Raw genomic sequence first — 24,476 nt, forward strand, 5'->3', positions numbered from 1 at the left:
GGTGACTTATCCCGAGTAAACCCGCCCTGTAAGCAAAGCGTCGGCCCGGCTGACAAATGTCGTGCCATTTCGCCTAATGGGTGAAATATTGTGCCGTCATGAAAGGCTTAGTGTCGCCGCTCGATTACTCCGCGTTATCGTCGCGTCAATGTGACCAATCCGTAGCCGTTCGCGATGACGACAGGCACGACCAGTACGGGCATCATGCCTATCGTGAGCGAGGGAAGCGTCGCCGACGCCAAAATTGGGGTAAGGCTCGCGTCGAGACTTCCGGCACGAACGGATGACTCCGACCTTAGAGAACTGACGAGTCTCGCCGTACAGGGTGATCGCGGTGCGATCGAATCCCTGCTGGCCGAGTTGCGTCCGATGGTGGTGCGGTATTGCCGCGCCCGGCTGGGGAGGGTTTCCGGGCAATATCACATTGCCGATGACGTGGCCCAGGAGGTCTGCATCGCGGTGCTGTCCGCGCTGCCCCGTTACCGTGACATGGGCCGTCCGTTCGCCTCGTTCGTGTTCGGGATCGCCTCGCACAAGGTGGCCGACGCGCTGCGCAGCTCGGTCCGCTCGGCCGTGCCGACCCAGGACCTGCCCGACGGTCCCGACGACGGGCCGGGGCCCGAGGAGACCGTGGTCCGCTACATCGAGGTCGAGCACGCCCGCAGGCTGCTCGCCCGGCTCCCGGACAACCAGCGCGAGTTGCTGCTGTTGCGGGTGGTGTCGGGGCTTTCGGCGGAGGAGACCGGTAATGTACTCGGCATGTCACCAGGTGCGGTCCGGGTCGCCCAGCACCGGGCGCTCGCGAGGTTACGGCAGATGGCCGAGCTGGAGTCGGCTTGACGCCGGAGGCGGAGAGCGACGCACTCCTTGACGCGCTGTCCCGCGGCGAGCCGCCGCGCGACGCGGATCCCGCCGCCCGGCTGCTCGCCGCGCTGCTCGGCGACGTCTCCGCCGACGCCGGCGCTCCGATGGATCCCGCCGGGATTCCGGCCTACGCCGGGGCTTCGGGCGGCGCGGAAGTTCCGGACGGTGCCGAGATCATGGATGGTGCCGAGATCATGGACGGTGCCGAGATCCCGCGAGGCGCCGGGGCGCCGGACGGCGGCGCCGGGGTCGTGAGCGATGGTGAGGGCTTCGGCGGCGGCACGGACTCCGGTGGCGGCGCCCCGGCGGGCGGCTCCGGCACCGGCTCGACGGCGGCGGTCAGTGGCGTTCTTCGGTGTCGATGACACCGTCGACATAGCCCCTGGCGTACTCCCAGGTGACGTAGTCGGCGGGGTCCGGCCGGAAGGCCGGCTCGTGCACCTGCGGCTGACCCTTCTCGATCATCTGGCGGAGATTGCCGCGCAGCAGCTCCCAGTCGAAGAAGTGCTGCTCGCCGCATTCGGGGCAGTCGAGCACCAGGCCGAGCACCCCCTGCGGCTCCAGCAGGGAGCGGAAGACCTCGACGTCGGCGAGGTCGGTGATGGCCTCGTCACGCTCGGCCGCGGTGAGCGGCTCGGCGTCGTCGAGCGCCCCCATCGCCGCCGACGGGTCGTTCGGGTCGTCCGCGAACGGATCGCGGGGGACGTCTTCCAACACCTTCCCACCATATGACCGATGCGGCCTCAGCGGTGCTCAATGGCTGAGCCATCCGCGCCGGGCGGCCTCCACCCCGGCGTGGAAACGTGACTGGGCGCCCAGCCTGGCCATCGCGTCGGCGAACCGCGCGCGGACCGTGCGCACCGAGACCCCGAGGTGGCGGGCGATCGACTCGTCGCACATGCCCTGGGCCGCGAGCCGGAGCACCTGCACGACGCCGTCGCCCCGGCCCTCCCACGGCATGGGCACGGCCCGGCCCCACAGCTCCTCGAACAGCGAGCCGAGCATGCCGACCACGATCGGGGTGCGTACGAGATAGAAGTTGTAGGCGTGGTCGGGCAGGTTGCCGCCCCACAGCGCGGGCAGCCCGGCCGCCTCGTGCCCGGCGGTCATGAACCAGCTCGGCACCCGGTCGAGCGTCCGCACCCGCCCGCCCGTGTCCCGCAGGCGGGTGACCTGGTCGCGCACGCCGGGCAGCGGCAGGGTGTCCACCGGGATGATCGCGCGCACCTTCAGCAGCCCGCGCTGCTGCGCGTCGATCCACGGGTCGGCGAACTTCCGGACGAAGTCGGCCATGGTGCGCTCGTCGGGGATGGCCGTCAGCAGCGTCATCGGCGGCGCCTGCACGGCCATGCCGATCACGCTCTCGTACAGCACGTCGGCCCCGCTGGCCAGCTCCACCGGGAACGGCCCGCTCTGGTAGTCGCGTCCGGCGTCGTAGTCGCGGATCAGGCCCCGGATCGAGCCGAGCGCCGAGTCGATGCGCCGGCTCTCCTCGGCCAGCCGGTCGAGCCGCTCGGCGATCAGGCGGCCCAGCGCGCCGGCCGGGTGCCGGGCGAGATACTCGCCCGACTGCTCGTCCACCACGCCCAGCTTGACCAGGTCGTCGAGCTGTCTGCTCACCGTGTCGGCCGGGCCGCCCATGGCCTCGGCCACCTCCGCCAGCGTGGCCCGGTGCAGGCGCAGCACGGCGGTGTAGAGGGCCGACTGAGCCGGATCGAGGCCCAGCGTCTCGAAGGGTGACGACACGTGGGGTGACTCGTTGCGCATCTCGGGGGGCTCCGTACGGGGGACACGGGCGTGTCGCGAGGATAACGCGGCGATCGGCACCTGTCCGCACCTTACGCCGACTCGCGGACGGTCTCTGCAACTTCGTGCAGTTGCAGGTTTGCACATTGCCGTCCCGCGCGGAGGTCCTTCACGCTGGGTGGAGAGTCGGCAACACCGGGCTGCGGGCTGTGCGGAGCCATCAGGACGCGGAGGGGGGTTCGGTGGCGCCACGCGCTCGCGCGCCCGGATGCCGGTGGCCGGGGGACGGGACGGATCACCGACCGTCCCGTCCCCCGGCCCTTTCGATGCCGGGAGTACGACGGGCCGTGGGGGTCATCGTCCTCCCGGCATCGGTGCTGTTTGGAGCCAGGCCCTAGACTTGACTGCGATAAGCGCAACGGCAGGAGGGGGCCGCAGCATGTCCAAGTTCACCGAGACAGGTCTGACGTTCGACGACGTGCTGCTGGTGCCCGCGTATTCGGACCTGCAACCCGGTGAGGCGGACACGCGCACCAGGCTGTCGCGGGGCATCACGCTGTCCATCCCGCTGGTCTCGGCGGCCATGGACACCGTCACCGAGGCCCGCATGGCCGTCTCCATGGCGCGCCAGGGCGGCATCGGCATCCTGCACCGCAACCTGTCGATCGACGAGCAGGCCCAGCAGGTCGACCTGGTCAAGCGGTCCGAGGCCGGCATGGTCACCAACCCGGTGACCTGCAGCCCCGACGACACGCTGGCCGACGTCGAGCGGCTGTGCGCCACCTACCGGATCTCCGGGGTGCCGGTGACCGCCGTCGACGGCACCCTCGTCGGCATCGTGACCAACCGCGACATGCGCTTCGAGAACGACCACTCCCGCCCGGTGCGCGAGGTCATGACTCCCATGCCGCTGGTCACCGCGCCGGTGGGGGTCTCGCGCGACGAGGCGTTCACGCTGCTGCGCAAGAACAAGATCGAGAAGCTTCCGCTGGTGGACCCCGACGGTCGGCTGCGCGGCCTGATCACGGTCAAGGACTTCACCAAGAGCGAGCAGTACCCCCTCGCCACCAAGGACTCCGACGGCCGCCTGGTGGTCGGCGCGGCCGTCGGCGTCGGCGGGGACGCCGAGCTGCGCGCCAAGGCGCTGATCGAGGCGGGCGTCGACGTCGTCGTCGTAGACGTCGCCCACGGCCACTCCAAGGGCCTGGCCGACATGATCGCCAAGGTCAAGGCCAACAGCAAGGTCGACGTCATCGGCGGCAACATCGCGACCAGGGCGGGCGCCCAGATGCTGGTCGACGCGGGCGCCGACGCGGTCAAGGTCGGCGTGGGCCCCGGCTCCATCTGCACCACCCGCGTGGTGGCCGGGGTGGGCGCGCCGCAGGTGACGGCCATCCACGAGGCGTCGCTGGCCTGCGCGCCCGCCGGGGTGCCGGTCGTCGGTGACGGCGGCCTGCAGTACTCCGGCGACATCGTCAAGGCCATCGCCGCGGGCGCCGACACCGTCATGCTCGGGTCGCTGCTGGCGGGCTGCGAGGAGTCGCCCGGCGAGCTGATCTTCATCAACGGCAAGCAGTTCAAGTCCTACCGGGGCATGGGCTCGCTCGGGGCCGTGCGCAACCGCGAGCGCGGCGGCGCCTCGTTCAGCAAGGACCGCTACGCCCAGGCCGACGTCGGCGGCGAGGACAAGTACATCCCCGAGGGCATCGAGGGCCAGGTGCCCTACCGCGGTCCGGTCGCGGCCGTCGCGCACCAGCTCGTCGGCGGGCTGCGCCAGGGCATGTGGTACTCCGGCTGCCGCACCATCGAGCAGATGCACACCGACTGCCAGCTCATGCCGATCACGTCGGCGGGGCTGAAGGAGAGCCACCCCCACGACATCCAGATGACCGTGGAAGCCCCGAACTATCACAGAAGGTAATACATGACTCAGCAGGTGGAGATCGGCCGGGGGAAGACGGGTCGCCGGGCCTACGCGCTGGACGAGATCGGCCTCGTCCCCTCGCGGCGCACCCGTGACCCGGAGGAGGTCTCGATCGCCTGGCAGATCGACGCCTACCGGTTCGAGCTGCCCGTCGTCGTCGCGCCCATGGACAGCGTCGTCTCACCCGCCACCGCCATCGAGATCGGGCGGCTCGGCGGCCTCGCGCCGCTCGACCTCGAAGGTCTGTGGACGAGGTACGAAGACCCGCGGCCGCTGCTGGAGGAGTGCGCCGAGCTGGAGGCCGAGGCCGCCACCCGGCGCCTGCAGGAGATCTACACCGCGCCGATCAAGGAAGAGCTGATCGGCCGCCGCATCGAGGAGATCCGGGCCTCCGGCGTCACCACCGCGGTCCGCCTGTCGCCGCAGCGCACCGTCCAGTACCACAAGGCCGTGATCGACGCGGGCGTCGACATCTTCGTCATCCGCGGCACCACGGTCTCCGCCGAGCACGTCTCCAGCCGGGCCGAGCCGCTCAACCTCAAGCAGTTCATCTACGAGCTGGACGTGCCGGTCATCGTGGGCGGGTGCGCCACGTACACGGCGGCCCTGCACCTCATGCGCACCGGCGCGGCGGGCGTGCTGGTCGGCTTCGGCGGCGGCGCCTCCCACACCACCCGCAACGTCCTCGGCGTGGCCGTGCCCATGGCCACCGCGATCTCCGACGTGGCCGCGGCCCGCCGCGACTACCTCGACGAGTCGGGCGGCCGCTACGTCCACGTCATCGCCGACGGCGGCATGGGCACCTCGGGCGACATCGCCAAGGCCATCGCCTGCGGCGCCGACGCCGTCATGGTCGGCTCGCCGCTGGCCCGCGCGGTCGAGGCTCCCGGCCACGGTCACCACTGGGGCTCCGAGGCGCACCACCCCGACCTGCCGCGCGGTCGCCGGGTCAGGTTCGGCACGGTCGGCACGCTGGAGCAGATCCTGCACGGCCCGTCGAGCGTCGCCGACGGCTCGATGAACCTCATGGGCGCGCTGAAGCGCACCATGGCCTCCACCGGATACTCCGACATCAAGGAGTTCCAGCGCGTCGAGGTCGTGGTCGCGCCCATCCAGCGCTGACACCCGGCACCGGTCCGCCCGTCTGCCCGCCCCTGCCCGGTCGGCGGCGGGCCGGTCGCCGCCCGCCCCGATCCGCTTCCCCGTCGCGGGATCTCCTCCAGCCGCGGGGCCGCCTGGTGTACCGTCTCCCCGAACCGGACCGCCCTCCACCTGTGAGAGCTGCCGCACCGGCCATGAGTCGCCGGGGCCCGGACGCCCGGCGAACGCGCCATCACCCCGTGCACGACGGGTGAGGCTCCGCGACGGCGGCATCCCGTATCGTGCCGTTCCGGAATCCGTTCGAGTTCCCGAGGAATGCCGTATGGAGATCTGGATCAACCCTGACTGCTCCAAGTGCCGGTCGGCGCTGTCCGTGCTGGACGCCGAGAACGCCGACTACACCGTCCGCCGTTACCTCGACGACCCGCCCGGTGAGCAGGAGCTGCGGGACGTGCTGGCCCGGCTGGGGCTCGAACCGTGGGACATCACCCGTACGGGGGAGCCCGTCGCCGCCGAGCTGGGCCTGGCGGGCTGGCCGCGTACGGCCGAGGGTCGAGACCGCTGGATCGCGGCGCTGGCCGCCCACCCGGTCCTCATCCAGCGACCGATCATCACCGCCGACGACGGGCGGGCCGTCGTCGGGCGGAGCGAGGACGCGGTCCGGTCGGTGCTCCCGCCTGGGTAGACGCCAGGCGTGCGCATGGGCCGGAGGCGCTGCGGGAGTGTGACGCCGGGCGTGCACACGGCCCGGGAGGCGCGGCGGGAGCGTCACGCCTGCCTGCGCGCCGGGGTCGGCTAGGGCGAGAGGCGGGCGCGCAGGGCCTCGACGGCCCAGCCGAGGGCCGGGGCGAGGTTCTCCGGAGGCGGCCAGCCGTTGACGATCGCCAGGAGATGCAGGTAGCGCTCCCGGCGGGGGTCGTTCGCGGACTCCAGATGGTCGGCCAGGCGGCGGCGCAGAGCGTCGTCGTCGGGACGGCCGAGGGTGCGCGCGTACTGCGCGGTGAGCGCCGCGACGACCGCGTCGGCCTGCGGCGAGGCAGGTTCGACGCCCGCCGCCAGGGCGGGGGTCGCGTGGTCGCGGGCCAGGGCGGCGGCGTCACGCCGCGGAGGGGTGGCGGGCACCGCGCCGGCCGGGGGCCGGTCGGCCCGGTGCCGGGCGGCGAGGTCGCGGAGGGCGGACCGGAAGCCCGTGTCGCGGGTCAGCTCGGCCAGCTCGATCCAGGCTTCGACCTGGGCGGGCTCGGGGTCGTCGGGAAGTTCGGGGGTGAGCGACGGGGCGATGCCGCGCAGCGCCGGGTCGGTGCCGGTGTCGAGGGCGGCGTCGAGGAAGTCGCTGATCAGGCGGCGGCGTTCGTCCGCCGACAGGGTGGCCAGCTTGTGCATGAGCTCCGTCTCCTCAGGGGTGGATCCGCGTCCGGCCACGGTCGTCAGGACGGCGCGGCGCAGGCGCAGGGCGCGGATCTGCACGGCCAGGGCCTCGGCGTGCGCCGCGGCGACCTCGGCGAGGGAGACCTCCCGGTCCGCGATCCCGCGGATCGTCGGCAGGTCGAGGCCCAGCTCGCGCAGGGTCCGTACGAGGTCGAGGCGGGCGACCGCGTCGGGGCCGTACAGGCGGTGGCCGGCCGCGTTGCGGCAGGCGGGCGGCACGATCCCGCGGTCGGAGTAGAACCGGATGGTCTTGACCGTCAGCCCGGTGCGCCGGGCAAGGTCGCCGATCGTGTGAAGCGTGTCGCCGTGCATGGCCTCACTCTCGCGCCTCCCCTCGGTGGAGGCGCAAGGGCGTGTCCGCGGCAGGGAATCGTCGTGATTCGGTCCGCGTTGCAACGCAGCATGGCTGATCTTCGTGAAACAAGGGGGCGAGCATGATGCGCGCCGCCACCGTCAAGACGCCGGGCCCGGCGGAGTCCCTTGAGATCGCCGAGGTCCCTGATGCGGCCCCTGCCGAGGGTGAACTGTCGATCGAGGTGCAGTTCGCCGGTGTGGGCTTCGTCGACACCCTGTTCCGCGCCGGCGCATTCGGCTTGCCCACGCCGTTCGTCCCGGGGATCGAGGTCACCGGGCGCGTCCGCGAACTGGGTGCGGGGGTGACCGGATTCGCGGTGGGGCAACCGGTCGGCGCGCTGCTCAACGACTTCGGCCGAGGCGCCCGAGCCGGCGGCTACGCCGAGATCGCTGTCGCCCACGCCTCGATGGCGATCCCCCTTCCCGAGGACGCCGACCTCGCGCGGATTGCGGGTGTCCTGGTCAACGGCGTCACCGCCTGGATGGCCCTGCACGACCTCGCCCGCCTCCGGGTCGACGACGACGTCCTGGTGCTGGGGGCGAGCGGCGGACTCGGCGGTGTCCTCAGCCGCCTGGCCGCCGTGCATCCGGCCCGCCGCGTGATCGGTGTCGTGGGCAGTGAGGCCAAACGCGCATCCGCAGCCGACGCGTGCACCGACGTGATCGTCGGAGCCGACCTCATCCCGGCCCTCGACGCGTTGACCGACGGCCGCGGCGTGGATGTCGTCATCGACCCGGTCGGCGGCGAACTGCGCGCACAGGCGTTCGAACGGCTCGCCCCCTTCGGCCGCCTCCTCGTGCTCGGCAACGCCAGCGGCCAGGATCGCGCGCTGTCGGGCGACGCGGCCTTCTACGGCACTCGGCAGGTCATGGGGTTCAGCCTGGGCGGAGTCGCACACCTCGTGCCGCACCAGGTCCGGACGGCGCTGTCGGCCGTAGTCGGCCTGACGCACCGCGGTGTCCTTCGCGAGCCGGCCCCGTCGGTGGTCCCGCTGGACGACGTGGCCGAGGTTCATCGGGCCCTCGAGAACCGTTCCGCCCCGCCCAAGACGGTGCTGGCCGTCAGAGCCTGACGGCGGTGACGCTCCCCCGTCGCGGCGCCGGGCTCGACGTCGGCGTGGGTCAGCCGGCGAGCACGCGCAGCAGGTGGGTCACCTCGCGGGCGACCGCGTCGCGACCGGCCTTGAGGTACTTGCGCGAGTCCACCACCTTCGGGTCACGCTCCAGGTAGTCGCGGACCGCTCCGGTGAACGCCTTGTTCAGGTGCGTGGCGATGTTGATCTTCTTCATGCCCTGCCGTACGGCGTCGCGCAGCGTGTCGTCGGGCACGCCGGAGGAGCCGTGCAGCACCAGCGGCACCGGGACGGCCGCCCGCAGCTCCGCGATGAGCGCCAGGTCGAGCACGGCGTCCTTGGTGGTCATCGCGTGGGACGTGCCCACCGCCACGGCCAGCGCGTCCACGCCGGTGCGGGCCACGTACGCGGCGGCCTCGTGCGGCTTGGTGCGCGCGCCGGGCGCGTGCACGCCGTCCTTGCCGCCGACCTCGCCCAGCTCGGCCTCCACCCACACGCCGCGCTCGTGGCACCAGGCGGTGACGTCGGCCGTGGCGGCCACGTTCGCGTCGTCGGGCAGCGCCGAGGCGTCGAACATCACCGAGCCCAGCCCCAGCTCCACCGCCTCCTCCACGAGCGCCCGGTCGGTGGCGTGGTCGAGGTGCACGGCCACCGGCACCTCGGCCCGCCGGGCGACCGCGAGGGCGGCCAGCGCGACCGGCTCCAGCGCGCCGTGGTAGCGGACGCAGTTCTCGCTGATCTGCAGCACCACCGGCAGGCCGGCCGCCTCGGCGCCGGCGACGATCGCGGTGGCGTGTTCGAGCTGGATCACGTTGAACGCGCCGACGCCGGCGGGTGAGGCGCGGACGATCTCACTGATCGAGGCGAGGGGCATGTCGGGCTCCTTCTGCTGTCTTGGTCACGGGTTCAGCTGACGTCGATGCGCGGGTGCACGTGGGCGTAGACGCCGGCGTCGAAGTCGCCCGCGACGGGCGCGGCCACGGCCGCCGCGCCGAGCGCCGCCGCCCGCCGCAGTCGCTCCGGCCACGCCGTTCCCTCCACCAGGCCGAGCGCGAGGCCCGCGACCAGCGAGTCGCCCGCGCCCGTCGGGTTGCCCTCCACCCGGTACGGCATGCGTGCCCGGAACGTCCCCTCGGGCGTGACCGCCAGCAGCCCGTCGGCGCCGAGCGAGACGACCACGGACTCGGCGCCCCGGGCCCGCAGCTGCTCGGCCCCCTCGGCCGGGTCTCCGTGGGGCACGGCACGGGCCAGCTCGTCGGCGTTCGGCTTGACGATCGCGGGCCGGCCGGCCGGGGCGTGCAGCAGTGGTTCGCCGTCGGCGTCGACGACGGCGGGCACCCGCCGCTCGGCGGCGAGGGCGGCGAGGCGCGCGTAGGTGTCGGCCGGGACGCCCCGGGGCAGGCTGCCGGAGATGACGACAGCGTCGGCCCGGGCGAGCAGCCCCTCGTACACCCGGACGAAGTCGCGCAGCTCGGCCGGAGTGACCTCGGGGCCGGGCTCGTTGAACAGCGCCGTCGCGCCCTCGGCGCCGCCGGAGACGGCCAGCGTCGTGCGCGAGTCGCCGGCGATCCGCACCAGTGCGCCGGGCAGACCCGCGGCTTCGAGATCCTCCTCCACGGCCCGGCCGGTCGGCCCGCCGGCCAGGCCGGTGACCAGCACCTCCTGGCCGAGCCCGCGCAGGACGCGGGCCACGTTGACGCCCTTGCCGCCGGCCCGCCGGTGCACCGAGCGGACCCGGTTGACCCCGTCCCAGTCGACGACCGGCACCTCGTAGGTGACGTCGAGGGCGGCGTTGAGCGTCACGGTGAGGATCATCAGGGCTCCACGGTCCAGCGGCCGCGCTTCATCACGCCGGCGACCTCCAGGTCGCCGGAGAGCACGACGAGGTCGGCCGCCTTGCCCGCGGCGATCGAGCCGATCTCGCCGTCCAGGCCGAGCACCCGGGCGGGCGTGAGCGAGGCCGCCCGGACCGCCTCGGGCAGTGACAGGCCGACGTCGCGCACGGCACGGCGCACCGCGACGTCCATGGTCAGCGTGCTGCCCGCGATCGAGCCGCCCTCGGCCAGGCGGGCGACGCCGCCGGCCACGTCCACCCGCATCGTGCCGAGCACGTACGAGCCGTCGCCCATGCCGGTGGCGGCCATCGCGTCGGTGATCAGCGCCGTCCGGCCGGGGCCCGCGGCCCTGACGGCCAGGCGCAGCATCGCCGGGTGCACGTGCACCCCGTCGTTGACCAGCTCGACGGTGACCCGGTCGTCCTCCAGCAGCGCGGCGACCGGGCCGGGAGCACGGTGGCCGAGCGGCGGCATCGCGTTGAACAGGTGGGTGGCGACGCTGCCGCCCGCCTCGATGCCGGCCAGGGTCTGCTCGTAGCCGGCGTCGCTGTGGCCGAGGGCGGCGATCACGCCCTGCTCGCGGGCCGCGCGGACGGTGTCGAGCGCGCCCGGCAGCTCGGGCGCGATCGTCAGCATGCGCACGTGGCCGCGTCCGGCCTTGACCAGCCGCTCGAACTCGCGCGGCGACGGCTCGCGCAGCAGCGCGGGGTCGTGCGCGCCGCAGCGGGCCCTGGCGATGTACGGGCCCTCGAAGTGGAGGCCGGCGAGCAGGCCGTCGTCGCACAGGTCGGCGAGCGACGACGCGGCGGTCTCGAGGTCGTCGAGAGCCGCCGTGACCAGGCTGGCCACCATGGTGGTGGTGCCGTGGCGCTCGTGCAGCGCGATGGCGGAGCGCGCCCCGTCGTGGTCGCCGGCCGGGAACGAGCCGCCCGCCCCGCCGTGGTTGTGGATGTCGACGAACCCGGGCGCGACGTAGCGGCCGCCGAGGCTGTGGCCGTCGCGGGGGGCGGGGCCGTGGCCGACGTGCGTGATGCGGCCGTCTTCGATGGTCAGCCACCCGTCGTGCGTCCCCTCCGGGGTCACGATCCGGGCGTCGGAGAGAGTGAGGCTCATGAGGAGAGGATCACAGATCGCGTGAGGTGGAGGGGTTCGTCAGGGTTGAGGCCTCTGGCGAACGCCCGTGCCACCGAGACGCGCTGCGCCGTGACGAGCTCGGCCATCGGGTCGAGGCCGCTCTGGCGGAAGGCGCCGCCGGTCGCCTCGACCTGCTCGCGCAGCCCCTCCGGCGCCTGGCCGAACATCCAGGTGACGCGGCCGGGCCCGGCGATGCTGATGGGGCCGTGGCGGTACTCCATCGCCGGGTAGGCCTCGGTCCAGGAGCGGGACGCCTCGCGCATCTTCAGCGCGGCCTCGTGGGCGAGGCCGACCGACCAGCCGGAGCCGAGGAAGGTGATCTGCTCCGCCTCGACGAGGGCGGTGTCGAGCGGGTCGGCGACGGCGCGCTCGGCGTCGGCGACGGCCTGGCCTAGGTCCTCGCCGAGGCTGGCGCGCAGCAGCGCGAGCTGGGTGGTGGCGAACCTCGTCTGCACCACCGACCGCTCGTCGGCGTAGTCGAGCACGACGACCCGCCCGGCGGCCCGCATGACCGGCGTCTCGGGGTCGGCGGTGATGGCGGTGGTCCGGCCGCCGACCCGCTGGAGCAGGTCCAGCACCTCGGTGGTGGTGCCCGAGCGGGTCAGCGCCAGCACGTGGTCGTAGCGGCGGCCGGCCGGCATCTCGGAGGCGGCGAACGCGTCGGTCTCACCCTGCCCGGCGGCCTCGCGCAGCGCCGCGTACGCCATGGCGACGAACCAGGAGGTGCCGCAGCCGACGACCGCTACCCGCTCGCCCGGCTCGGGCAGCACGCCGGACGGGACGTCCTCGACCGCGCGGCGCCAGCAGTCCGGCTGGGAGGCGATCTCCGCCTCGGTGTGGGTGGTCACCGGTACCTCCTGCATCGTGATTGTTTCTGTATTTTTTATAGCAGAACAGAGCAGAATTGTGCAGAGGTGGCTACGCCGGTGCGTGTGTGCCACCCTTGCGGCCAACGGAGCGCACTCTCAGGGAGGCAGTGGTGTCCCGATACGAACGCTGGAACGGGATCCTGGAGCTGCTCTCCCAGGAGGGCCGTCTGACCGTCGAGGAAGCCGCGCAGGCGCTCGACGTCTCCACCGCGACGATCCGCCGCGACTTCGACCAGCTCGCCCAGCAGCAGATGCTCATGCGCACCCGCGGCGGCGCGGTCGCCCAGAGCGTCAGCTACGACCTGCCGCTGCGCTACAAGACGGCCCGGCACGCCGACGAGAAGCAGCGCATCGCCGCCGCCGCGGCCGAGCTCGTCGAGCCCGGCGCCGTGGTCGGCATGAACGGCGGCACCACCACCTCCGAGCTGGCCCGCGCCCTGGCCGCCAAGGCCACGCCGGAGTCCGGCCTCACGGTCGTCACCAACGCCCTCAACATCGCCGCCGAGCTCACGGTTCGGCGGCACGTCAAGATCGTGGTGACCGGGGGAGTGGCCCGGCCGCAGTCGTACGAGCTGATCGGCCCGCTGGCGACCGGCGTGCTGGAGCAGGTGACGCTGGACGTGGCGTTCCTCGGCGTCGACGGGATCGACGCCGACCTGGGCGCCTCCGCGCACCACGAGGGCGAGGCGGGCGTCAACCACCTGCTCATCAGCCGGGCCCGCACCGTGGTGGCGGTGGCCGACTCCTCCAAGGTGGGCAGGCGGGCCTTCTCCCGCATCTGTCCCATCGGCGAGATCGACACGCTGGTCACCGACGACCGGCTCACCGACGACCTGGCCGCCCGGCTCGCCGACGCGGGCGTCAAGGTCGTCCGGGCGTGACCCTCGCCACCGCGCCGGGCGTACATCGCCGCGCCCAGCGGGTAGGTATGGGAAGGCACACGGATGACGGCCGTACCCCAGGGGGACTCATGACGGCGGGAAGGGGCGTGGCCCGGCTCGGGCCGGCCGAGCGGGCGGCGGCGCTGGCGCGCATGGGCGCCGAGGAACTGGACGTGGTGGTCGTGGGAGGCGGGGTGGTGGGCGCCGGCACCGCCCTCGACGCCGCCACGCGCGGGCTGGAGGTCGGCGTGGTGGAGGCGCGCGACTTCGCCTCCGGCACCTCCTCCAGGTCGTCCAAGCTGATCCACGGCGGGCTGCGCTACCTGGAGCAGCTCAACTTCGACCTGGTCAAGGAGGCGCTGCGGGAGCGGTCGCTGCTGCTGCAGCGGATCGCGCCGCACCTGGTGCGGCCGGTGCCGTTCCTGTTCCCGATGACGCACCTCGGCTGGGAGCGGCCGTACGTGGGCGCCGGGGTGGCGCTGTACGACACGCTCGGCTACGCCACCGGGCTGTCCCGCGGCGTGCCGGGGCACCGGCACCTGTCGCGCAGGCGGGCGCTGCGCCTGGCGCCCGCGCTGCGCAGGACCGCCTTCACCGGCGCGGTCCAGTACTGGGACGCGCAGGTGGACGACGCCCGCTACGTGATGACCATGCTGCGCACCGCGGCCACCTACGGCGCGCACGTGGCGCCGCGCGCGCAGGCCGTCGGCTTCCTGCGCGAGGGCGAGCGGGTCACCGGCGTGCTGGTGCGCGACCTGGAGTCCGGCACCGAGATGGAGGTGCGCGCGCGACAGGTGGTCAACGCCACCGGCGTGTGGACCGACGACATCCAGGAACTCGTCGGCGGGCGGGGCCAGATCCACGTACGCGCCTCCAAGGGCATCCACCTCGTGGTGCCGCGCGACCGCATCCACTCCTACACCGGCATCATCCTGCGCACCGAGAAGTCGGTGCTGTTCGTCATCCCGTGGGGCCGGCACTGGATCATCGGCACCACCGACACCGAGTGGACGCTCGACAAGGCGCACCCGGCCGCCTCCCGGGTGGACATCGACTACCTGCTCGACCACGTCAACGCCGTGCTGTCGGTGCCGCTGACCCGCGACGACGTCGAAGGCGTCTACGCCGGGCTGCGGCCGCTGCTGTCGGGCGAGTCCGACGAGACCTCCAAGCTGTCACGCGAGCACGTCGTCGCCCACCCGGTGCCGGGGCTCGTGATGATCGCCGGAGGCAAGTACACGACCTACCGGGTGATGGCCAAGGACGCCGTCGACGCCGTCGCCCACGGGCTCGACCAGCGCGTTCCCCCCTCGTGCACCGACCGGATCCCGCTGGCCGGCGCCGAGGGCCACCAGGCCCTGTGGAACTCCCGGCACCGCCTCGCCCACACCTCCGGGCTGCACGTGGCGCGGATCGAGCACCTGCTGCAGAGGTACGGATCGCTGATCGACGAGGTGCTGCAGCTGATCGAGGCCGACCGCTCGCTCGCCCGGCCGCTCAGCGGGGCCGACGACTACCTCCGCGCCGAGATCGTCTACGCCGCGACGCACGAGGGCGCCAGGCACCTCAACGACGTGCTCACCCGCCGTACGCACATCTCGATCGAGACCTTCCACCGCGGCCTCGGCGTGGCGCAGGAGGCGGCCGAGCTGATGGCCGGCCCGCTCGGCTGGGACAGCGAGCAGACCAAGCACGAGGTCGAGTACTACACCAAGCGGGTGGAGGCCGAGCGGCTGTCCCAGCAGCAGGACAGCGACCAGGAGGCCGACGCGATCAGGCTCGGCGCCCCCGAGATCGTGCCGGTCGCCGCGCCCACGAACCGCTGACCGGGCCGGGCGGCGGTCGCCACCCGGCCCGGTGCGGTCCGGTGCGGTCCTGTCAAGGCACGGACGTGCTACGGCACCGTCACGGTCTTGGTCACCGTGCCGGTGGCGCCGCCGTTGTCGGTGACGGTGAGGGTGACGCTCTTGGCGCCGCCCGAGCTGTAGAAATGGGTCACCGTGGCGCCGGTGCCCGACGTGCCGTCGCCGAAGTTCCAGGCGTACGAGCTGATCGTGCCGTCCGGGTCGGACGACGACGAGCCGTTGAAGTCGCAGTAGCGCCAGATGAAGATCACCCGGCAGGTCTGCGTGAAGTTCGCGGTCGGCGGCTGGTTCGCCGGCGTGCCCGCGCTGACCTGCTTGGTGATGGACGCGGTCGCGCCGTCGTCGTCGGTCACGGTCAGCTTGACGGTGTAGGTGCCGGCCGTGCCGTACGTGTGGGTCGCCGTGGCGCCGGTGCCGGTCGAGCCGTCACCGAAGTCCCAGGCGTACGAGGCGATCGTGCCGTCGGAGTCGGTGGAGCCGGACCCGTTGAACGAGCAGGCCAGCTGGGTGCACGACGCGGTGAACGACGCCGTCGGCGGCCGGTTGCCGCCACCGCCGCCGGGCGGGTACCGGGTGGCGTCGTGCACGTCGAGCAGCGGCTCCTTGACGCCGTCGGACGAGTCGTCGGTCCAGCCGGAGTTGCCGGTGGAGACCAGGGCGGACCGGACGGCCAGCGCGCCCGCCCGGTCCGTCGGCTTGTGCGCGCCGGAGGTCAGCACGCCGGCGGCGCCCGCGACGTGCGGGCTGGCCATCGAGGTGCCGCTGATGGTGTTGTAGCCACCGTTCATCCACGTCGAGTAGATGCAGGTGCCGGGCGCGGCGATCTCGATCGTGCGGCCGAAGTTGGAGAAGAACGCCAGCGTGTCGTCCTGGTCGCGCTCGCTGCGGCACGACAGCGTGTTGCCGCCCTGACCACCGGGCAGGCCGTCGATGTCGGTCACCGCCGAGACGGTGACCACGTCGGCGTGGTTGGCCGGGAAGAACGTCGCGGCGTCCTTGCTGCTGTTGCCGGCGGCGACGACGATCACGACGCCGCGGTTCGTCGCGGTCGTGATGGCGTTGCTGATCGCGCTGCTGGAGCAGCCGTCGCAGCCGAGGCTGAGGTTCGCCACCTCGATCGTGGACGAGCGGGCCGCGACCCAGTCGATCCCGGCGGCGATGCCCGCCAGCGTGCCCGAGCCGGCCGAGTTGAGCACCTTCACCGCATGGATGCGCGCGCCGGGCGCCACGCCCACGGGCCCGATGGCGTTGTCGATCGCGCCGACGGTGCCCGCGACGTGCGTGCCGTGGCCGTTGTCGTCGTCACCGGAGTTGTCCGTGCACGAGCCGGACTGGCAGTTCGCCCGCGCGACGACGTTGAGGTCCGGGTGGTCGAAGTCCACGCCGGTGTCGATGACGGCCACGTCCACGTCGATCCGGACGTCGTCGGTGCCGTCGATGTCGAGGTTGGGGTTGTCCGGGCCGAAGATCCGCTTGACGCCGGTGGGGGTCGTCTGCGGGAACGCCACGACCTCGGCGTCCGGTTCCACGGACAGCACGCCCGGGTCCCGCTTGAGCGTCTCGGCGGCCGACGCGGTCAGCCGGGCCGTGTAGCCCTTGAAGGCGTGCTCGTACACGCCGACGAGCTCGCCGCCCAACCGCTTCACGTGCTCCTCGGCGGTCGCCTTGGGCGCGGCGCGCAGCTTGTCGTCGAGCTGGACGATGTAGGCGCTCTCCCGCAGGCTCTCCTGCGAGGCGGCCGAGGCCGGGGGCGGCGTCGCGAACAACGCCAGAGCGCCGACGGCCAATGCGAACAGGGGGGTGCGTGGTCGCATGTGAGCCCTTCCTGGGGTGGCGGACGGGGATCACTGAAAACATGAGCCCAAATCAGGCTCGCGACCATACGTATGGCCCACGTATTGCGACTACGTACTCCGTAGTAACGTGCTCCGGCTCAACCCCGGAACCCCGGTCGAGCTCACTGCGCCCTGGTCGGACCCCGGGAGGGGCGGCGGCGATGACATGGCAGCTCGGCCTCACTGAACGGGGACGGACCGGCGCTCCTGGCGCCTGCCCGGGTGCTCCGCGGACACGCACAGGCCATCACGTACAGTGACAGGGGTGTGGGGGGAGACGGAGAAGCGGCGGGTGCGGGGGGTCGCCACCCGGTTGTTCGCCGAGCTGGGTTTCGACGGCACGTCGGTCGAGCTGATCGCTCAGGCGGCCGGGGTCGACGCCGAGAGCATGATCGCGCGCATGGGTGACAAGGCCGAGCTGTACCGGCAGGTGATGCTGGAGGCGCATCGGGTCGAGCGGGAGGCGATGGAGGCCGCCGTCGCCCGTTTCACGCCCAGCACGCAAGGGGTGATCGAGCTGGTCGACGCCTACCTGGACTTCAACCTCGACCACCCGTACGTGATGGCTCTGTGGATGCATCGCTGGATGGGCGACGCCATGGACGTGGGCGGGCTGGAGGAGCTGTACGCCCGGCCGCTGATCACCATGGTGACGGGCGTGGCGGACGAGGTGCTCGCCGAGGACGTCGACGTGGACCATCTGACGTGGACCGTCATCTGGTGCGTGTACGGGTTCCTGACCGGCGGCATGCAGTACACCGGCCCCGGCCCGGCGACCGGCACGGGCCGGCGCCCCAGCCTCCCGACGGCGGACTCCGAGGCGCTGCGCCGGTTCCGCCGACACCTGCACACCCTGATCCGCCGGATGAGCGCCCCTCGGACGGGCCAGGGAGCCGCGCCCGGCTGACCCCCGGTGGCGGACAGGGTACGTGGCGCTCCGTGGCATGAGGTCACCTGATGATTACGATCGGTGCTGAACCGTAGTCGTCCTCCGACACCATGGCGGACGCCACGCCCGTGGGCGGCGGCGTCCCTCCCGAGGTCATGACCATCGGGGACGTGACCGAAGGAGATGTCATGTCCATCCAGCAACAGCCGGCCGCCGAGACCATGGACGGGCCGCAGCGCCAGCCGCAGTCACAGCTGCCGCCGACGCCGTCGGTCGCCCACGTGACCCAGCGGATCGCCTCCGGGCACACGCCGCCGGGCGAGGGGTGGCAGAACTACTACGGCACGGGCATCTGCATCGAGGTGGACACCAGCTCGGCCCGCTTCGACGGCACCCCCGTCTACACGACCTCCATCGGGGGTCTGGCCCACCACTGGCTGCTGACGGGCACCGACGCCATCTACAACTCCAGCCCGACCGGATTCACCCTGTACATCCGGCGCAGCGACGGCGCTCACCTGGAGCCCGCCGACGCGCAGAGCAACGGGTGGTACGTCAACTGGATCGGCGTCGACACCCCGTAGAAGCGGCCGTCACGAACGCGTGCGGGCGGGGACGCCGACCGCTCCCCGCCCGCACGCAGGCTTGGACGAGCCGCCGCCGGGCATGCCGCCCGCTCAGCGGCCGAACCGCCAGCCCGGCGGGAAGATCAGAGCCCGCAGGCCGTGGCCCTCCAGCTTGCCCGCCCACTCCTCGGGCGTCGTCATGATCTCCTCTTCGCCGTCGAGCGCCCCCTTGACCGGCGTGTAGCCGAACCCGGAGCCGAACAGCCGCGCCGCCAGCTCGCCGCCCCGGCTGGCGGGCCCGCGCAGCCCCAGCTTGGCCACGTCGTAGCCGAGGATGTAACCGGTGTTGGCGACCACCGTCTTGCCGAACTCCTCGGCGTTGTCCCGCGGGGAGCCGAGCGGCAGGCCGTAGGCGAGGTCCACCGACCTGTCGAGCGCGATGGATCCCGCCGCGTAGGCCGCGCCGTCGACGGCGGCGTAGTTCAGGGTGGTGAGCAGGTACCTGGGGAACGCCATCTGCATGACGCGGGCGGCGTTGGCCGCGAAGGCCGACTTCAGCGCCTGGGCGATCCGCACCAGCCGGGCGAGCTGCACGGCGGCCATCGCCTGCGCGACGCCGAACAGGCCGGTGGTCAGCGGCTGGAAGGCGACCAGCCACAGCAGCTGGACGATCGCCTTCTCCAGCTCGGCGAACCGCCGGTTCACGTCGTCCACCAGCGTGGCGTACGCGTCGCAGCCGGCCGCGACGACCCGGCAGTCCCGCGCCAGCGCCGCCGGCAGCGGCATGATCCGCAGGAGGTACAGCTGGGCGAACTCGTCGACGGCCTGGCCACTGCTGTGCTTCCACACCGAGGCGGCGGCGGCGTCCGCCTTGCCCGCCGCGCCGCCTCTGGGGCCGGGGCTGCCGGTCTCTCCGCCGTCCAGGGCGTCGGCGAGCCGCCGGAAGGCCGAGGCGGCCTTGCGCAGCTCGCCCGGCGGGATCTCCGGCGCGGTCACCCCGGCGTAGATCCGTAGGGCGACCAGGGTGCCGGTGCCGGAGGCCATCAGCACCATGAGGAGGTGGGCCGGAGAGAGCCTCCCCGCCAGCCCCGGCACAAGCGAGGGCATCAGCGAAACCCCTCGTCCGGCCTTCGATAGACGGGGATGTCCTCGACCGTCATGTCGTCGGCGAGGCCCCAGTCGATGACCTTCACGGTCCGCTCCATGCTGAGGATCCCGTCGGCGAGGTCCTCGCAGACCATGGCGTAGTCCTCGATCAGCCGGAACATCTCGTCGCGTTTGGGCGAGCACCAGGTGACGAACGCCCTGTCGACCTCCTCCCCGGTGGGCCAGCCGGCGATGGCGCCGAGGGACTCGCCGGCCAGCCTGATCGCCTCACGCACGCTGGAGGCCGTCGCGTCGAAGGCCGGGGCGGCCTGCTTCCGCAACTGGTCGTGATTGATGCCCAGCGGCGGCTGCCGGTGCGGGTCAGGGGGTGATACGGCCATGGGTCGCCTTCTCTCCGCGATCAGGCTTGGTCATGAGGCGATGGTCACAGCGTGACGTAACGCGCAAGGCCACCGGGACGTTACGTTCGGGTTGCGCACCGCCGATGCGGCGCGGGCTCAGGGGAGGTCGGCGGGCCGGATGGCCAGGCCCAGCCGCCGGAGCGGGACGATCTGCTCGGCCGCCACCGCGACGGCCACGGCGGACAGGGCGATGCCCCAGCCGAGCGGGTCGAGCGGCACGCAGCCGAAGAAGTGGCTGAGCCCCGGCACCTGGACGACGGCGGCCAGCACCGCGGCGGAGCCCAGCGAGCTCAGCACGACCGGCCTGCTCCGGCCGCCGACGAGCAGGGTCTGGGCCAGCTGGGTCCCGACGAGGGACACCAGCCCGACGGTGCGGGCGCGGGAGGCGGGGCCGGTGAGCCGGGCCAGCGTCCAGCCGAGGCCGGCGCCCAGCGTCGTGAAGATCGCCCGTTCGACGATGTCGTGGGTGAGCGCCGTGCCGAGGGAGGTCTCCGGTCCTTCGTCGAGCAGGGCCGCCGTCGCCTCGTCCGACGGGGCGCGCACCGCGATGGCGAGCGCGGGGGCGAGGTCGGTGAGCATGTTGACCAGCAGCAGTTGCCGGGCGGACAGGGGGGAACGGCCGGTGGCGAGCGACCCGATCAGGGTGAAGCCGATCTCGCCGAGGTTGCCGCCGACGAGGATCGCCAGGGCCTCCCGTACGGACGCCCACATGGCCCGCCCCTCGACCAGCGTGGAGATGATCGTCTCCAGGCTCTCGTCGGCGACGACGAGGTCGGCGGCGGCCCGGGCGGACGGGGTGGCACCCGGGCCGAGGGCGATGCCGATGTCGGCGAGCCGGATGCCGGCCGCGTCGTTGGAGCCGTCGCCGGCCATCGCGACGACCTTGCCGAGCCGCTGGAACGACCGGACCACCCGGACCTTGTGCGTGGGGGTGCACCGCGCGACCACGTCCACCGACGGCAGCGTCTCGTCGAGTGCGTCGTCGTCCATGTCGTCGATGTCGCTGCCGGTCAGGACGCGCAGATCGGTGTCGTCGGTCACGTCGGCGGCGATGGCGCCGGCCGTACCGGGATGGTCACCGGTGAGCATGACGATCTGCACCCCGGCGCGCCGCAGGCCCGCCACCGCGGACGCCGCCGTGTCGCGGACCACGTCGGCGAGGCCGAGCACACCGACGAAGGCGAGGTCGTGAACGTCGTCCTCGCCGAGCGCGTCGACGCCGGCCTGTCGTTCGGCCTGTCGTTCGGGCGGGCGTCCGGCCGGCCGTTCCGCCACGGCCAGGACGCGGTGGCCGGAGGAGGTGAGGTGCTCGATGCGGGCCTCGACGGCGCGCAGGCGCTCCGGGTCGAGCCCCGCGCATCTGGGCAGCACCGTTTCGGGCGCCCCCTTGACGCTGAGCAGCCGGCCGTCGCGCGTACATCCCAGCGTGGCGTGGAAGCCGCGCGAGGACTCGAACAGCAACGCGGTGATCTCCTCCCAGTCGCGGGCGCCCGTCCGGCGGGAGACACCGAGCTCGTACGCGCCCTCCGCCACCGCGGCGTCGGTGAGATGGCTGTAGTCGCCCTGGTCGGAGTGCGGCGTGGCGCGCAGCGCCGCGGCGACGACCGCGCGCAGCGGCTCGTCCAGGCCGGCGACGTCCCCCTCGTGGTCGGCGTCGCTCACCCGTGCCAGGCGGATGCGTCCTTCGGTCAACGTGCCGGTCTTGTCGAAGCACAGCACCTCGACACGTCCGAGCGCCTCGATCGTGCCGGGATTGCGGGCGTGCACCCCGCGGGCGGACAGGCGCCGGGTCGCCGCCAGCTGCGCCGCGCTGACGAGCAGCGGCAGCCCCTCGGGGACGGAGGCCACCGCCAGGCTGACGCCCTCGCCCAGGGTGTCGCGCAGCCGCCTGCCACGCAGCAGGCCGGACAGCGTCACCGTCAGCGCGGAGCCCACGGCGATCGGTGTGGTCGCCCTGGTGATGGCGGCCAGCCGTTCCTGGACGCCGCTCACGCGCTCGGCGGCGGCGCCGGCGGCCATGGCCCGCCCAGCCTCGGTGGCCTCCGCGACGGCCACCACCACGGCCGTGGCGCTGCCGGCGGCGACCGTCGTCCCCTCGTACAGCATGGAACGGCGCTCGGCCACGTGCCGGGCGAGCACCGGCGCGCCGTGCTTGGGGACGGGCAGCGACTCGCCGGTCAGCGACGACTCGTCCGTCTCCAGCCCGTCCGCCTGGAGGATGCGGCAGTCGGCGGGCACGACCTCTCCCGTGTCCAGCAGGACGACGTCTCCGGGGACCACCTCGGACGCGTCCACCTCGGCTTCCACGCCGTCGCGCAGCACCCGGGCACGCGCCCTCGACCGGGCGGACAACTCCTGGACGGCCTCCGCTCCGGCGGCCCGCTGGACGCCGCCCACCAGCGCGGACACGCCCATCACGCCGACGACGAGGGAGGCGTCGACCAGTGAGCCGAGGACGGCGGTGCCGGCCGCGCCCGCCGTCAGCACCGGGGTGAACGGATTGGCCAGCTCGGCGCCGACGGCACGGGCCAGCGTGCCGAGCCGCGACCCGGCCGGTGTGGCGGCCGTGCCTCGCCGGCGGGCCTCGGACGCGGTCAGTCCCGTCTCCCGGGTCTCCAGCTCGGCGAGCACCCGGCCGGCCGGCATGGAGTGCCACGGCGTCGTGGGCGGCGCCGGGGCGGCCGTACGCCGCATCGCCTGGTGCGCCTCCCAGGTGCCCTGCGCCAGCGACAGCGCGGCCACGCCGTTGACCGCGGACAGCACCTGGCCGGTGACGCGGCTGAGCGGGGCGGTCAGGCCGTACAGGGCGGCCACGCCGGTGCCGGCCTTGGCGAGCGTGACGCCGCGCTCGCTGACCCGGCGGGCCGTGGCCGCGGCCTCGACGAGGAGGGCGACCGTGGTCAGGTCGCCGCCCACGAGCAGGTCGGCGCCCCAGGGCGGAGGGGCGTCGGGGCGTACGGCGCCGATGCCGCAGTCGGCCGCCGCGAGCGCCGCGCGATCGCTGGACACCAGCAGGACGACGGCGCCCTGTCGCTGCAACCGGCGCACCGATGCCGCCAGCTCCGCTCCACCGGGCACCCGGTCGCCGGGCGCGCCGCCGCCCGGTGTGCCACTGCCGGACGCGTCGCCGCCGGGCGTGCTGCCGTCGGGTACGCGACCGTCGGCCCGGCCGGGCCGGTCGCCGTCTGGCGGTTTGCCCGCTCCCGCGAAGAGCAGCCGCAGCCGGGCCCGGCGCGCCGCCACGACCAGCGCGTGCGCCTCCGGGACCCGCTGCGGGACCACAGCGACGACGGCCTGCAGCCGTTGGCGGTCGGTCAGGGCCAGCACGTGCGCGGCGCCCTCGTCCCGGAGCCGGTCGCGATGGCCCGCCCCCGCCCATCCCTCGTGCGGCAGCTCGTCGTACGGGCCGAGCGCCCAGTCCCCGTCCTCGCGCACCGCCCGGGGCGCGGAGGCGGCGAACAGGCCGTGCACCCGGACGGCGACCGTCTCGTCGTCGGAGTCCGGGGCGGCGACGACGTCCGCGACCACCAGGTCCTTCGAGACCAGCACGTCGTCGTCCAGGACGACCGTGTCGACCCGGTCCAGGCGGCTCAGCGCCGCCCCGTCGGCGATGATCACGCCGCGCTGGGACAGCAGCGTGCCCAGCTCGGCGGAGAAGGCCTCCCGCCCCGCCGACGACGCCTTCGGCAGACCGGCCAGGGCCATCTCGAGACCACGCTGCACCTCTCCCGTCAGCATCCCGCCCGCGAGCGTGCCGAGCGCGCCGGCGGACAGGATCTGCTCGGCGTGCCGCTCGATCGGGCCGTTCGGCAGCTTCCGCGGCCGGTCCCACGGCCGCAACCGGGCTTCGGCGCGTTCGGGCGTGCCGGTCAGCTCCTCCTCCCGCCTGCCCCACACGCCCTTCTGGAGCCGCGCCTGGCGCACCTGAAGCATGCGCTGCGCGAGGTCGATCGCGAGGCCCGTCCCGCCGGGGGTGAGCGTCTGCACCGCGGTGTTGACCAGCGGCATCCACGACCGGCATACGGGGATCGCGTCGTCGAGCACCTTGCGGAGCTGGGGGACCGCGCTCAGGTAGCCGGCCACTCCCGCGGCCCCGGACGGCAGCGGGGTCCGGTGGACCAGTCGTTCCACCGCGCTCACGGCGAGACCCGCCATGTCGGCGACGGCCAGCAGCGCGGGGGGCGGCCCGCCGGCCGTGCCCTCCACGACGGCCGGGTCCTTCTCGACCACCGCCCGTTCGGCCTCGTCCAGGACGGCGACGAGCTCGTCCACCGGCGGCTGCTCCGCGACCGCGACGATCACGCGTCTGAGCGGGAGGTTGACCCGGGCCCATCGCACGGACGGATGCGCGCACAGGGCCGACTCGATGGCGTCGGAGTACTCCTCCAGGATCGGGCATCGCAGTTCGAGGTGTACGCGGCCCGGATAGGTCCAGGTGGAGCGGTGCAGGCCGGCCAGTCCGGCGAGCGTGGCGGCCGCCCGTCCGGGCACTTCCGAGGCCTTGCCGACGGCGCCCGCCGCCCACTTCAGGGGCGCGCTCACGAGGTCCCGCCCCGGCAGCCGGGGCAGGCTCGGGACGGACAGGCCCACGGGCATGCCGCCCC

21 protein-coding genes are annotated in these 24,476 nt (G+C 73.3%); 10 read left to right on the forward strand and 11 right to left on the reverse strand.

The features are described 5' to 3' along the window. Window positions 1–204 precede the first annotated feature (204 nt). The gene (locus tag CXR44_RS04420; protein WP_101784175.1) at window positions 205–840 is read left to right on the forward strand and encodes a sigma-70 family RNA polymerase sigma factor; all 636 of its coding nucleotides are present in this window, start codon (window positions 205–207) and stop codon (window positions 838–840) included. Beyond that, on the forward strand, window positions 837–1,229 hold the full coding sequence (locus CXR44_RS04425; RefSeq protein WP_101783591.1) for a hypothetical protein: 393 nt from the start codon (window positions 837–839) through the stop codon (window positions 1,227–1,229). The genes CXR44_RS04420 and CXR44_RS04425 overlap by 4 nt, the downstream gene beginning before the upstream one ends. Here CXR44_RS04425 and CXR44_RS04430 read toward each other — a convergent pair. Together CXR44_RS04430 and CXR44_RS04435 are read right to left on the reverse strand one after the other, a co-directional pair. Continuing rightward, on the reverse strand, window positions 1,204–1,581 hold the full coding sequence (locus CXR44_RS04430; RefSeq protein ID WP_101783592.1) for a DUF5319 domain-containing protein: 378 nt from the start codon (window positions 1,579–1,581) through the stop codon (window positions 1,204–1,206). The two genes, CXR44_RS04425 and CXR44_RS04430, sit on opposite strands and share 26 nt — an antisense overlap. A gap of 36 nt (window positions 1,582–1,617) precedes the next feature. Then, window positions 1,618–2,631, reverse strand: coding sequence for a helix-turn-helix transcriptional regulator (locus CXR44_RS04435; RefSeq protein WP_101783593.1), 1,014 nt, complete (start codon window positions 2,629–2,631; stop codon window positions 1,618–1,620). A gap of 418 nt (window positions 2,632–3,049) precedes the next feature. Between CXR44_RS04435 and guaB the strand changes: the two genes are divergently transcribed. The 3 genes from guaB (at window position 3,050) to CXR44_RS04450 (ending at window position 6,320) form a co-directional block, all read left to right on the forward strand. Further along, a complete protein-coding gene (gene guaB, locus CXR44_RS04440) occupies window positions 3,050–4,531 on the forward strand; it encodes an IMP dehydrogenase (RefSeq protein ID WP_101783594.1) in 1,482 nt (493 codons plus the stop codon). A gap of 3 nt (window positions 4,532–4,534) precedes the next feature. Next, complete coding sequence (locus CXR44_RS04445) at window positions 4,535–5,656, forward strand: GuaB3 family IMP dehydrogenase-related protein (protein ID WP_180903181.1); 1,122 nt, start codon at window positions 4,535–4,537, stop codon at window positions 5,654–5,656. Window positions 5,657–5,957: 301 nt separating this feature from the next. Continuing rightward, window positions 5,958–6,320, forward strand: a complete 363-nt coding sequence (locus CXR44_RS04450; protein ID WP_101783596.1) for an arsenate reductase family protein — start codon at window positions 5,958–5,960, stop codon at window positions 6,318–6,320. 110 nt (window positions 6,321–6,430) lie between these two features. On the opposite strand, the gene CXR44_RS04455 is transcribed toward CXR44_RS04450, so the two are convergent. Continuing rightward, complete coding sequence (locus tag CXR44_RS04455; protein ID WP_101783597.1) at window positions 6,431–7,375, reverse strand: MerR family transcriptional regulator; 945 nt, start codon at window positions 7,373–7,375, stop codon at window positions 6,431–6,433. Between the two features lie 122 nt (window positions 7,376–7,497). Between CXR44_RS04455 and CXR44_RS04460 the strand changes: the two genes are divergently transcribed. After that, window positions 7,498–8,490, forward strand: a complete 993-nt coding sequence (locus CXR44_RS04460) for a quinone oxidoreductase family protein (RefSeq protein WP_101783598.1) — start codon at window positions 7,498–7,500, stop codon at window positions 8,488–8,490. Between the two features lie 49 nt (window positions 8,491–8,539). Here the strand turns inward: CXR44_RS04460 and CXR44_RS04465 are convergent, their stop codons facing one another. From CXR44_RS04465 to CXR44_RS04480, 4 genes are read right to left on the reverse strand one after another with little or no spacing between them, the layout of a single operon-like run. Next, window positions 8,540–9,364: a class II fructose-bisphosphate aldolase gene (locus tag CXR44_RS04465; protein ID WP_101783599.1), complete on the reverse strand. Its 825-nt coding sequence runs from the start codon at window positions 9,362–9,364 to the stop codon at window positions 8,540–8,542. 32 nt (window positions 9,365–9,396) lie between these two features. Continuing rightward, the gene (locus tag CXR44_RS04470; protein ID WP_101783600.1) at window positions 9,397–10,305 is read right to left on the reverse strand and encodes a 1-phosphofructokinase family hexose kinase; all 909 of its coding nucleotides are present in this window, start codon (window positions 10,303–10,305) and stop codon (window positions 9,397–9,399) included. Then, window positions 10,305–11,438, reverse strand: a complete 1,134-nt coding sequence (nagA, locus tag CXR44_RS04475) for an N-acetylglucosamine-6-phosphate deacetylase (protein ID WP_101783601.1) — start codon at window positions 11,436–11,438, stop codon at window positions 10,305–10,307. Before nagA ends, CXR44_RS04470 begins: the two co-directional genes overlap by 1 nt. Further along, a complete protein-coding gene (locus tag CXR44_RS04480) occupies window positions 11,435–12,307 on the reverse strand; it encodes an SIS domain-containing protein (protein ID WP_219601673.1) in 873 nt (290 codons plus the stop codon). The genes nagA and CXR44_RS04480 overlap by 4 nt, the downstream gene beginning before the upstream one ends. Before the next feature lie 131 nt (window positions 12,308–12,438). Between CXR44_RS04480 and CXR44_RS04485 the strand changes: the two genes are divergently transcribed. Together CXR44_RS04485 and CXR44_RS04490 are read left to right on the forward strand one after the other, a co-directional pair. Next, on the forward strand, window positions 12,439–13,209 hold the full coding sequence (locus CXR44_RS04485; protein ID WP_101784176.1) for a DeoR/GlpR family DNA-binding transcription regulator: 771 nt from the start codon (window positions 12,439–12,441) through the stop codon (window positions 13,207–13,209). Window positions 13,210–13,298: 89 nt separating this feature from the next. Then, the gene (locus CXR44_RS04490) at window positions 13,299–15,035 is read left to right on the forward strand and encodes a glycerol-3-phosphate dehydrogenase/oxidase (RefSeq protein ID WP_101783603.1); all 1,737 of its coding nucleotides are present in this window, start codon (window positions 13,299–13,301) and stop codon (window positions 15,033–15,035) included. Between the two features lie 68 nt (window positions 15,036–15,103). Here the strand turns inward: CXR44_RS04490 and CXR44_RS41570 are convergent, their stop codons facing one another. Continuing rightward, entirely contained in the window at window positions 15,104–16,888 is a 1,785-nt protein-coding gene (locus CXR44_RS41570) for a S8 family serine peptidase (protein WP_101783604.1), read from the reverse strand. Between the two features lie 286 nt (window positions 16,889–17,174). Here CXR44_RS41570 and CXR44_RS04500 point away from each other — a divergent pair, with 286 nt between their 5' ends. Both CXR44_RS04500 and CXR44_RS04505 read left to right on the forward strand, forming a co-directional pair. After that, window positions 17,175–17,816, forward strand: a complete 642-nt coding sequence (locus tag CXR44_RS04500; protein ID WP_144069857.1) for a TetR/AcrR family transcriptional regulator — start codon at window positions 17,175–17,177, stop codon at window positions 17,814–17,816. A 170-nt stretch (window positions 17,817–17,986) separates the two neighbouring features. Beyond that, complete coding sequence (locus CXR44_RS04505) at window positions 17,987–18,382, forward strand: hypothetical protein (RefSeq protein WP_144069858.1); 396 nt, start codon at window positions 17,987–17,989, stop codon at window positions 18,380–18,382. 93 nt (window positions 18,383–18,475) lie between these two features. On the opposite strand, the gene CXR44_RS04510 is transcribed toward CXR44_RS04505, so the two are convergent. The 3 genes from CXR44_RS04510 to CXR44_RS04520 all read right to left on the reverse strand — a co-directional run bounded on the left by CXR44_RS04510 (window position 18,476) and on the right by CXR44_RS04520 (window position 24,468). Beyond that, complete coding sequence (locus tag CXR44_RS04510) at window positions 18,476–19,471, reverse strand: hypothetical protein (RefSeq protein ID WP_144069859.1); 996 nt, start codon at window positions 19,469–19,471, stop codon at window positions 18,476–18,478. After that, the gene (locus CXR44_RS04515; RefSeq protein ID WP_101783608.1) at window positions 19,471–19,851 is read right to left on the reverse strand and encodes a hypothetical protein; all 381 of its coding nucleotides are present in this window, start codon (window positions 19,849–19,851) and stop codon (window positions 19,471–19,473) included. Before CXR44_RS04515 ends, CXR44_RS04510 begins: the two co-directional genes overlap by 1 nt. A 117-nt stretch (window positions 19,852–19,968) precedes the next feature. Continuing rightward, on the reverse strand, window positions 19,969–24,468 hold the full coding sequence (locus CXR44_RS04520) for a cation-translocating P-type ATPase (protein ID WP_101783609.1): 4,500 nt from the start codon (window positions 24,466–24,468) through the stop codon (window positions 19,969–19,971). Window positions 24,469–24,476: the final 8 nt, after the last annotated feature.

Source organism: Nonomuraea indica, from assembly GCF_002850745.1.
GTDB classification, from domain to species: Bacteria; Actinomycetota; Actinomycetes; order Streptosporangiales; family Streptosporangiaceae; genus Nonomuraea; species Nonomuraea indica.

What these genes read in the sequence shown, in the direction of transcription:
- CXR44_RS04435 (WP_101783593.1), bottom strand. Translation starts at nt 2,631, where the DNA reads ATGCGCAACGAGTCACCCCACGTGTCGTCACCCTTCGAGACGCTGGGC.
- CXR44_RS04515 (WP_101783608.1), bottom strand. Translation starts at nt 19,851, where the DNA reads ATGGCCGTATCACCCCCTGACCCGCACCGGCAGCCGCCGCTGGGCATC.
- CXR44_RS04520 (WP_101783609.1), bottom strand. Translation starts at nt 24,468, where the DNA reads ATGCCCGTGGGCCTGTCCGTCCCGAGCCTGCCCCGGCTGCCGGGGCGG.
- CXR44_RS41570 (WP_101783604.1), bottom strand. Translation starts at nt 16,888, where the DNA reads ATGCGACCACGCACCCCCCTGTTCGCATTGGCCGTCGGCGCTCTGGCG.
- CXR44_RS04450 (WP_101783596.1), top strand. Translation starts at nt 5,958, where the DNA reads ATGGAGATCTGGATCAACCCTGACTGCTCCAAGTGCCGGTCGGCGCTG.
- CXR44_RS04470 (WP_101783600.1), bottom strand. Translation starts at nt 10,305, where the DNA reads ATGATCCTCACCGTGACGCTCAACGCCGCCCTCGACGTCACCTACGAG.
- CXR44_RS04445 (WP_180903181.1), top strand. Translation starts at nt 4,535, where the DNA reads ATGACTCAGCAGGTGGAGATCGGCCGGGGGAAGACGGGTCGCCGGGCC.
- CXR44_RS04510 (WP_144069859.1), bottom strand. Translation starts at nt 19,471, where the DNA reads ATGCCCTCGCTTGTGCCGGGGCTGGCGGGGAGGCTCTCTCCGGCCCAC.
- nagA (WP_101783601.1), bottom strand. Translation starts at nt 11,438, where the DNA reads ATGAGCCTCACTCTCTCCGACGCCCGGATCGTGACCCCGGAGGGGACG.
- CXR44_RS04505 (WP_144069858.1), top strand. Translation starts at nt 17,987, where the DNA reads ATGTCCATCCAGCAACAGCCGGCCGCCGAGACCATGGACGGGCCGCAG.
- CXR44_RS04465 (WP_101783599.1), bottom strand. Translation starts at nt 9,364, where the DNA reads ATGCCCCTCGCCTCGATCAGTGAGATCGTCCGCGCCTCACCCGCCGGC.
- CXR44_RS04460 (WP_101783598.1), top strand. Translation starts at nt 7,498, where the DNA reads ATGATGCGCGCCGCCACCGTCAAGACGCCGGGCCCGGCGGAGTCCCTT.
- CXR44_RS04420 (WP_101784175.1), top strand. Translation starts at nt 205, where the DNA reads ATGCCTATCGTGAGCGAGGGAAGCGTCGCCGACGCCAAAATTGGGGTA.
- CXR44_RS04490 (WP_101783603.1), top strand. Translation starts at nt 13,299, where the DNA reads ATGACGGCGGGAAGGGGCGTGGCCCGGCTCGGGCCGGCCGAGCGGGCG.
- guaB (WP_101783594.1), top strand. Translation starts at nt 3,050, where the DNA reads ATGTCCAAGTTCACCGAGACAGGTCTGACGTTCGACGACGTGCTGCTG.
- CXR44_RS04455 (WP_101783597.1), bottom strand. Translation starts at nt 7,375, where the DNA reads ATGCACGGCGACACGCTTCACACGATCGGCGACCTTGCCCGGCGCACC.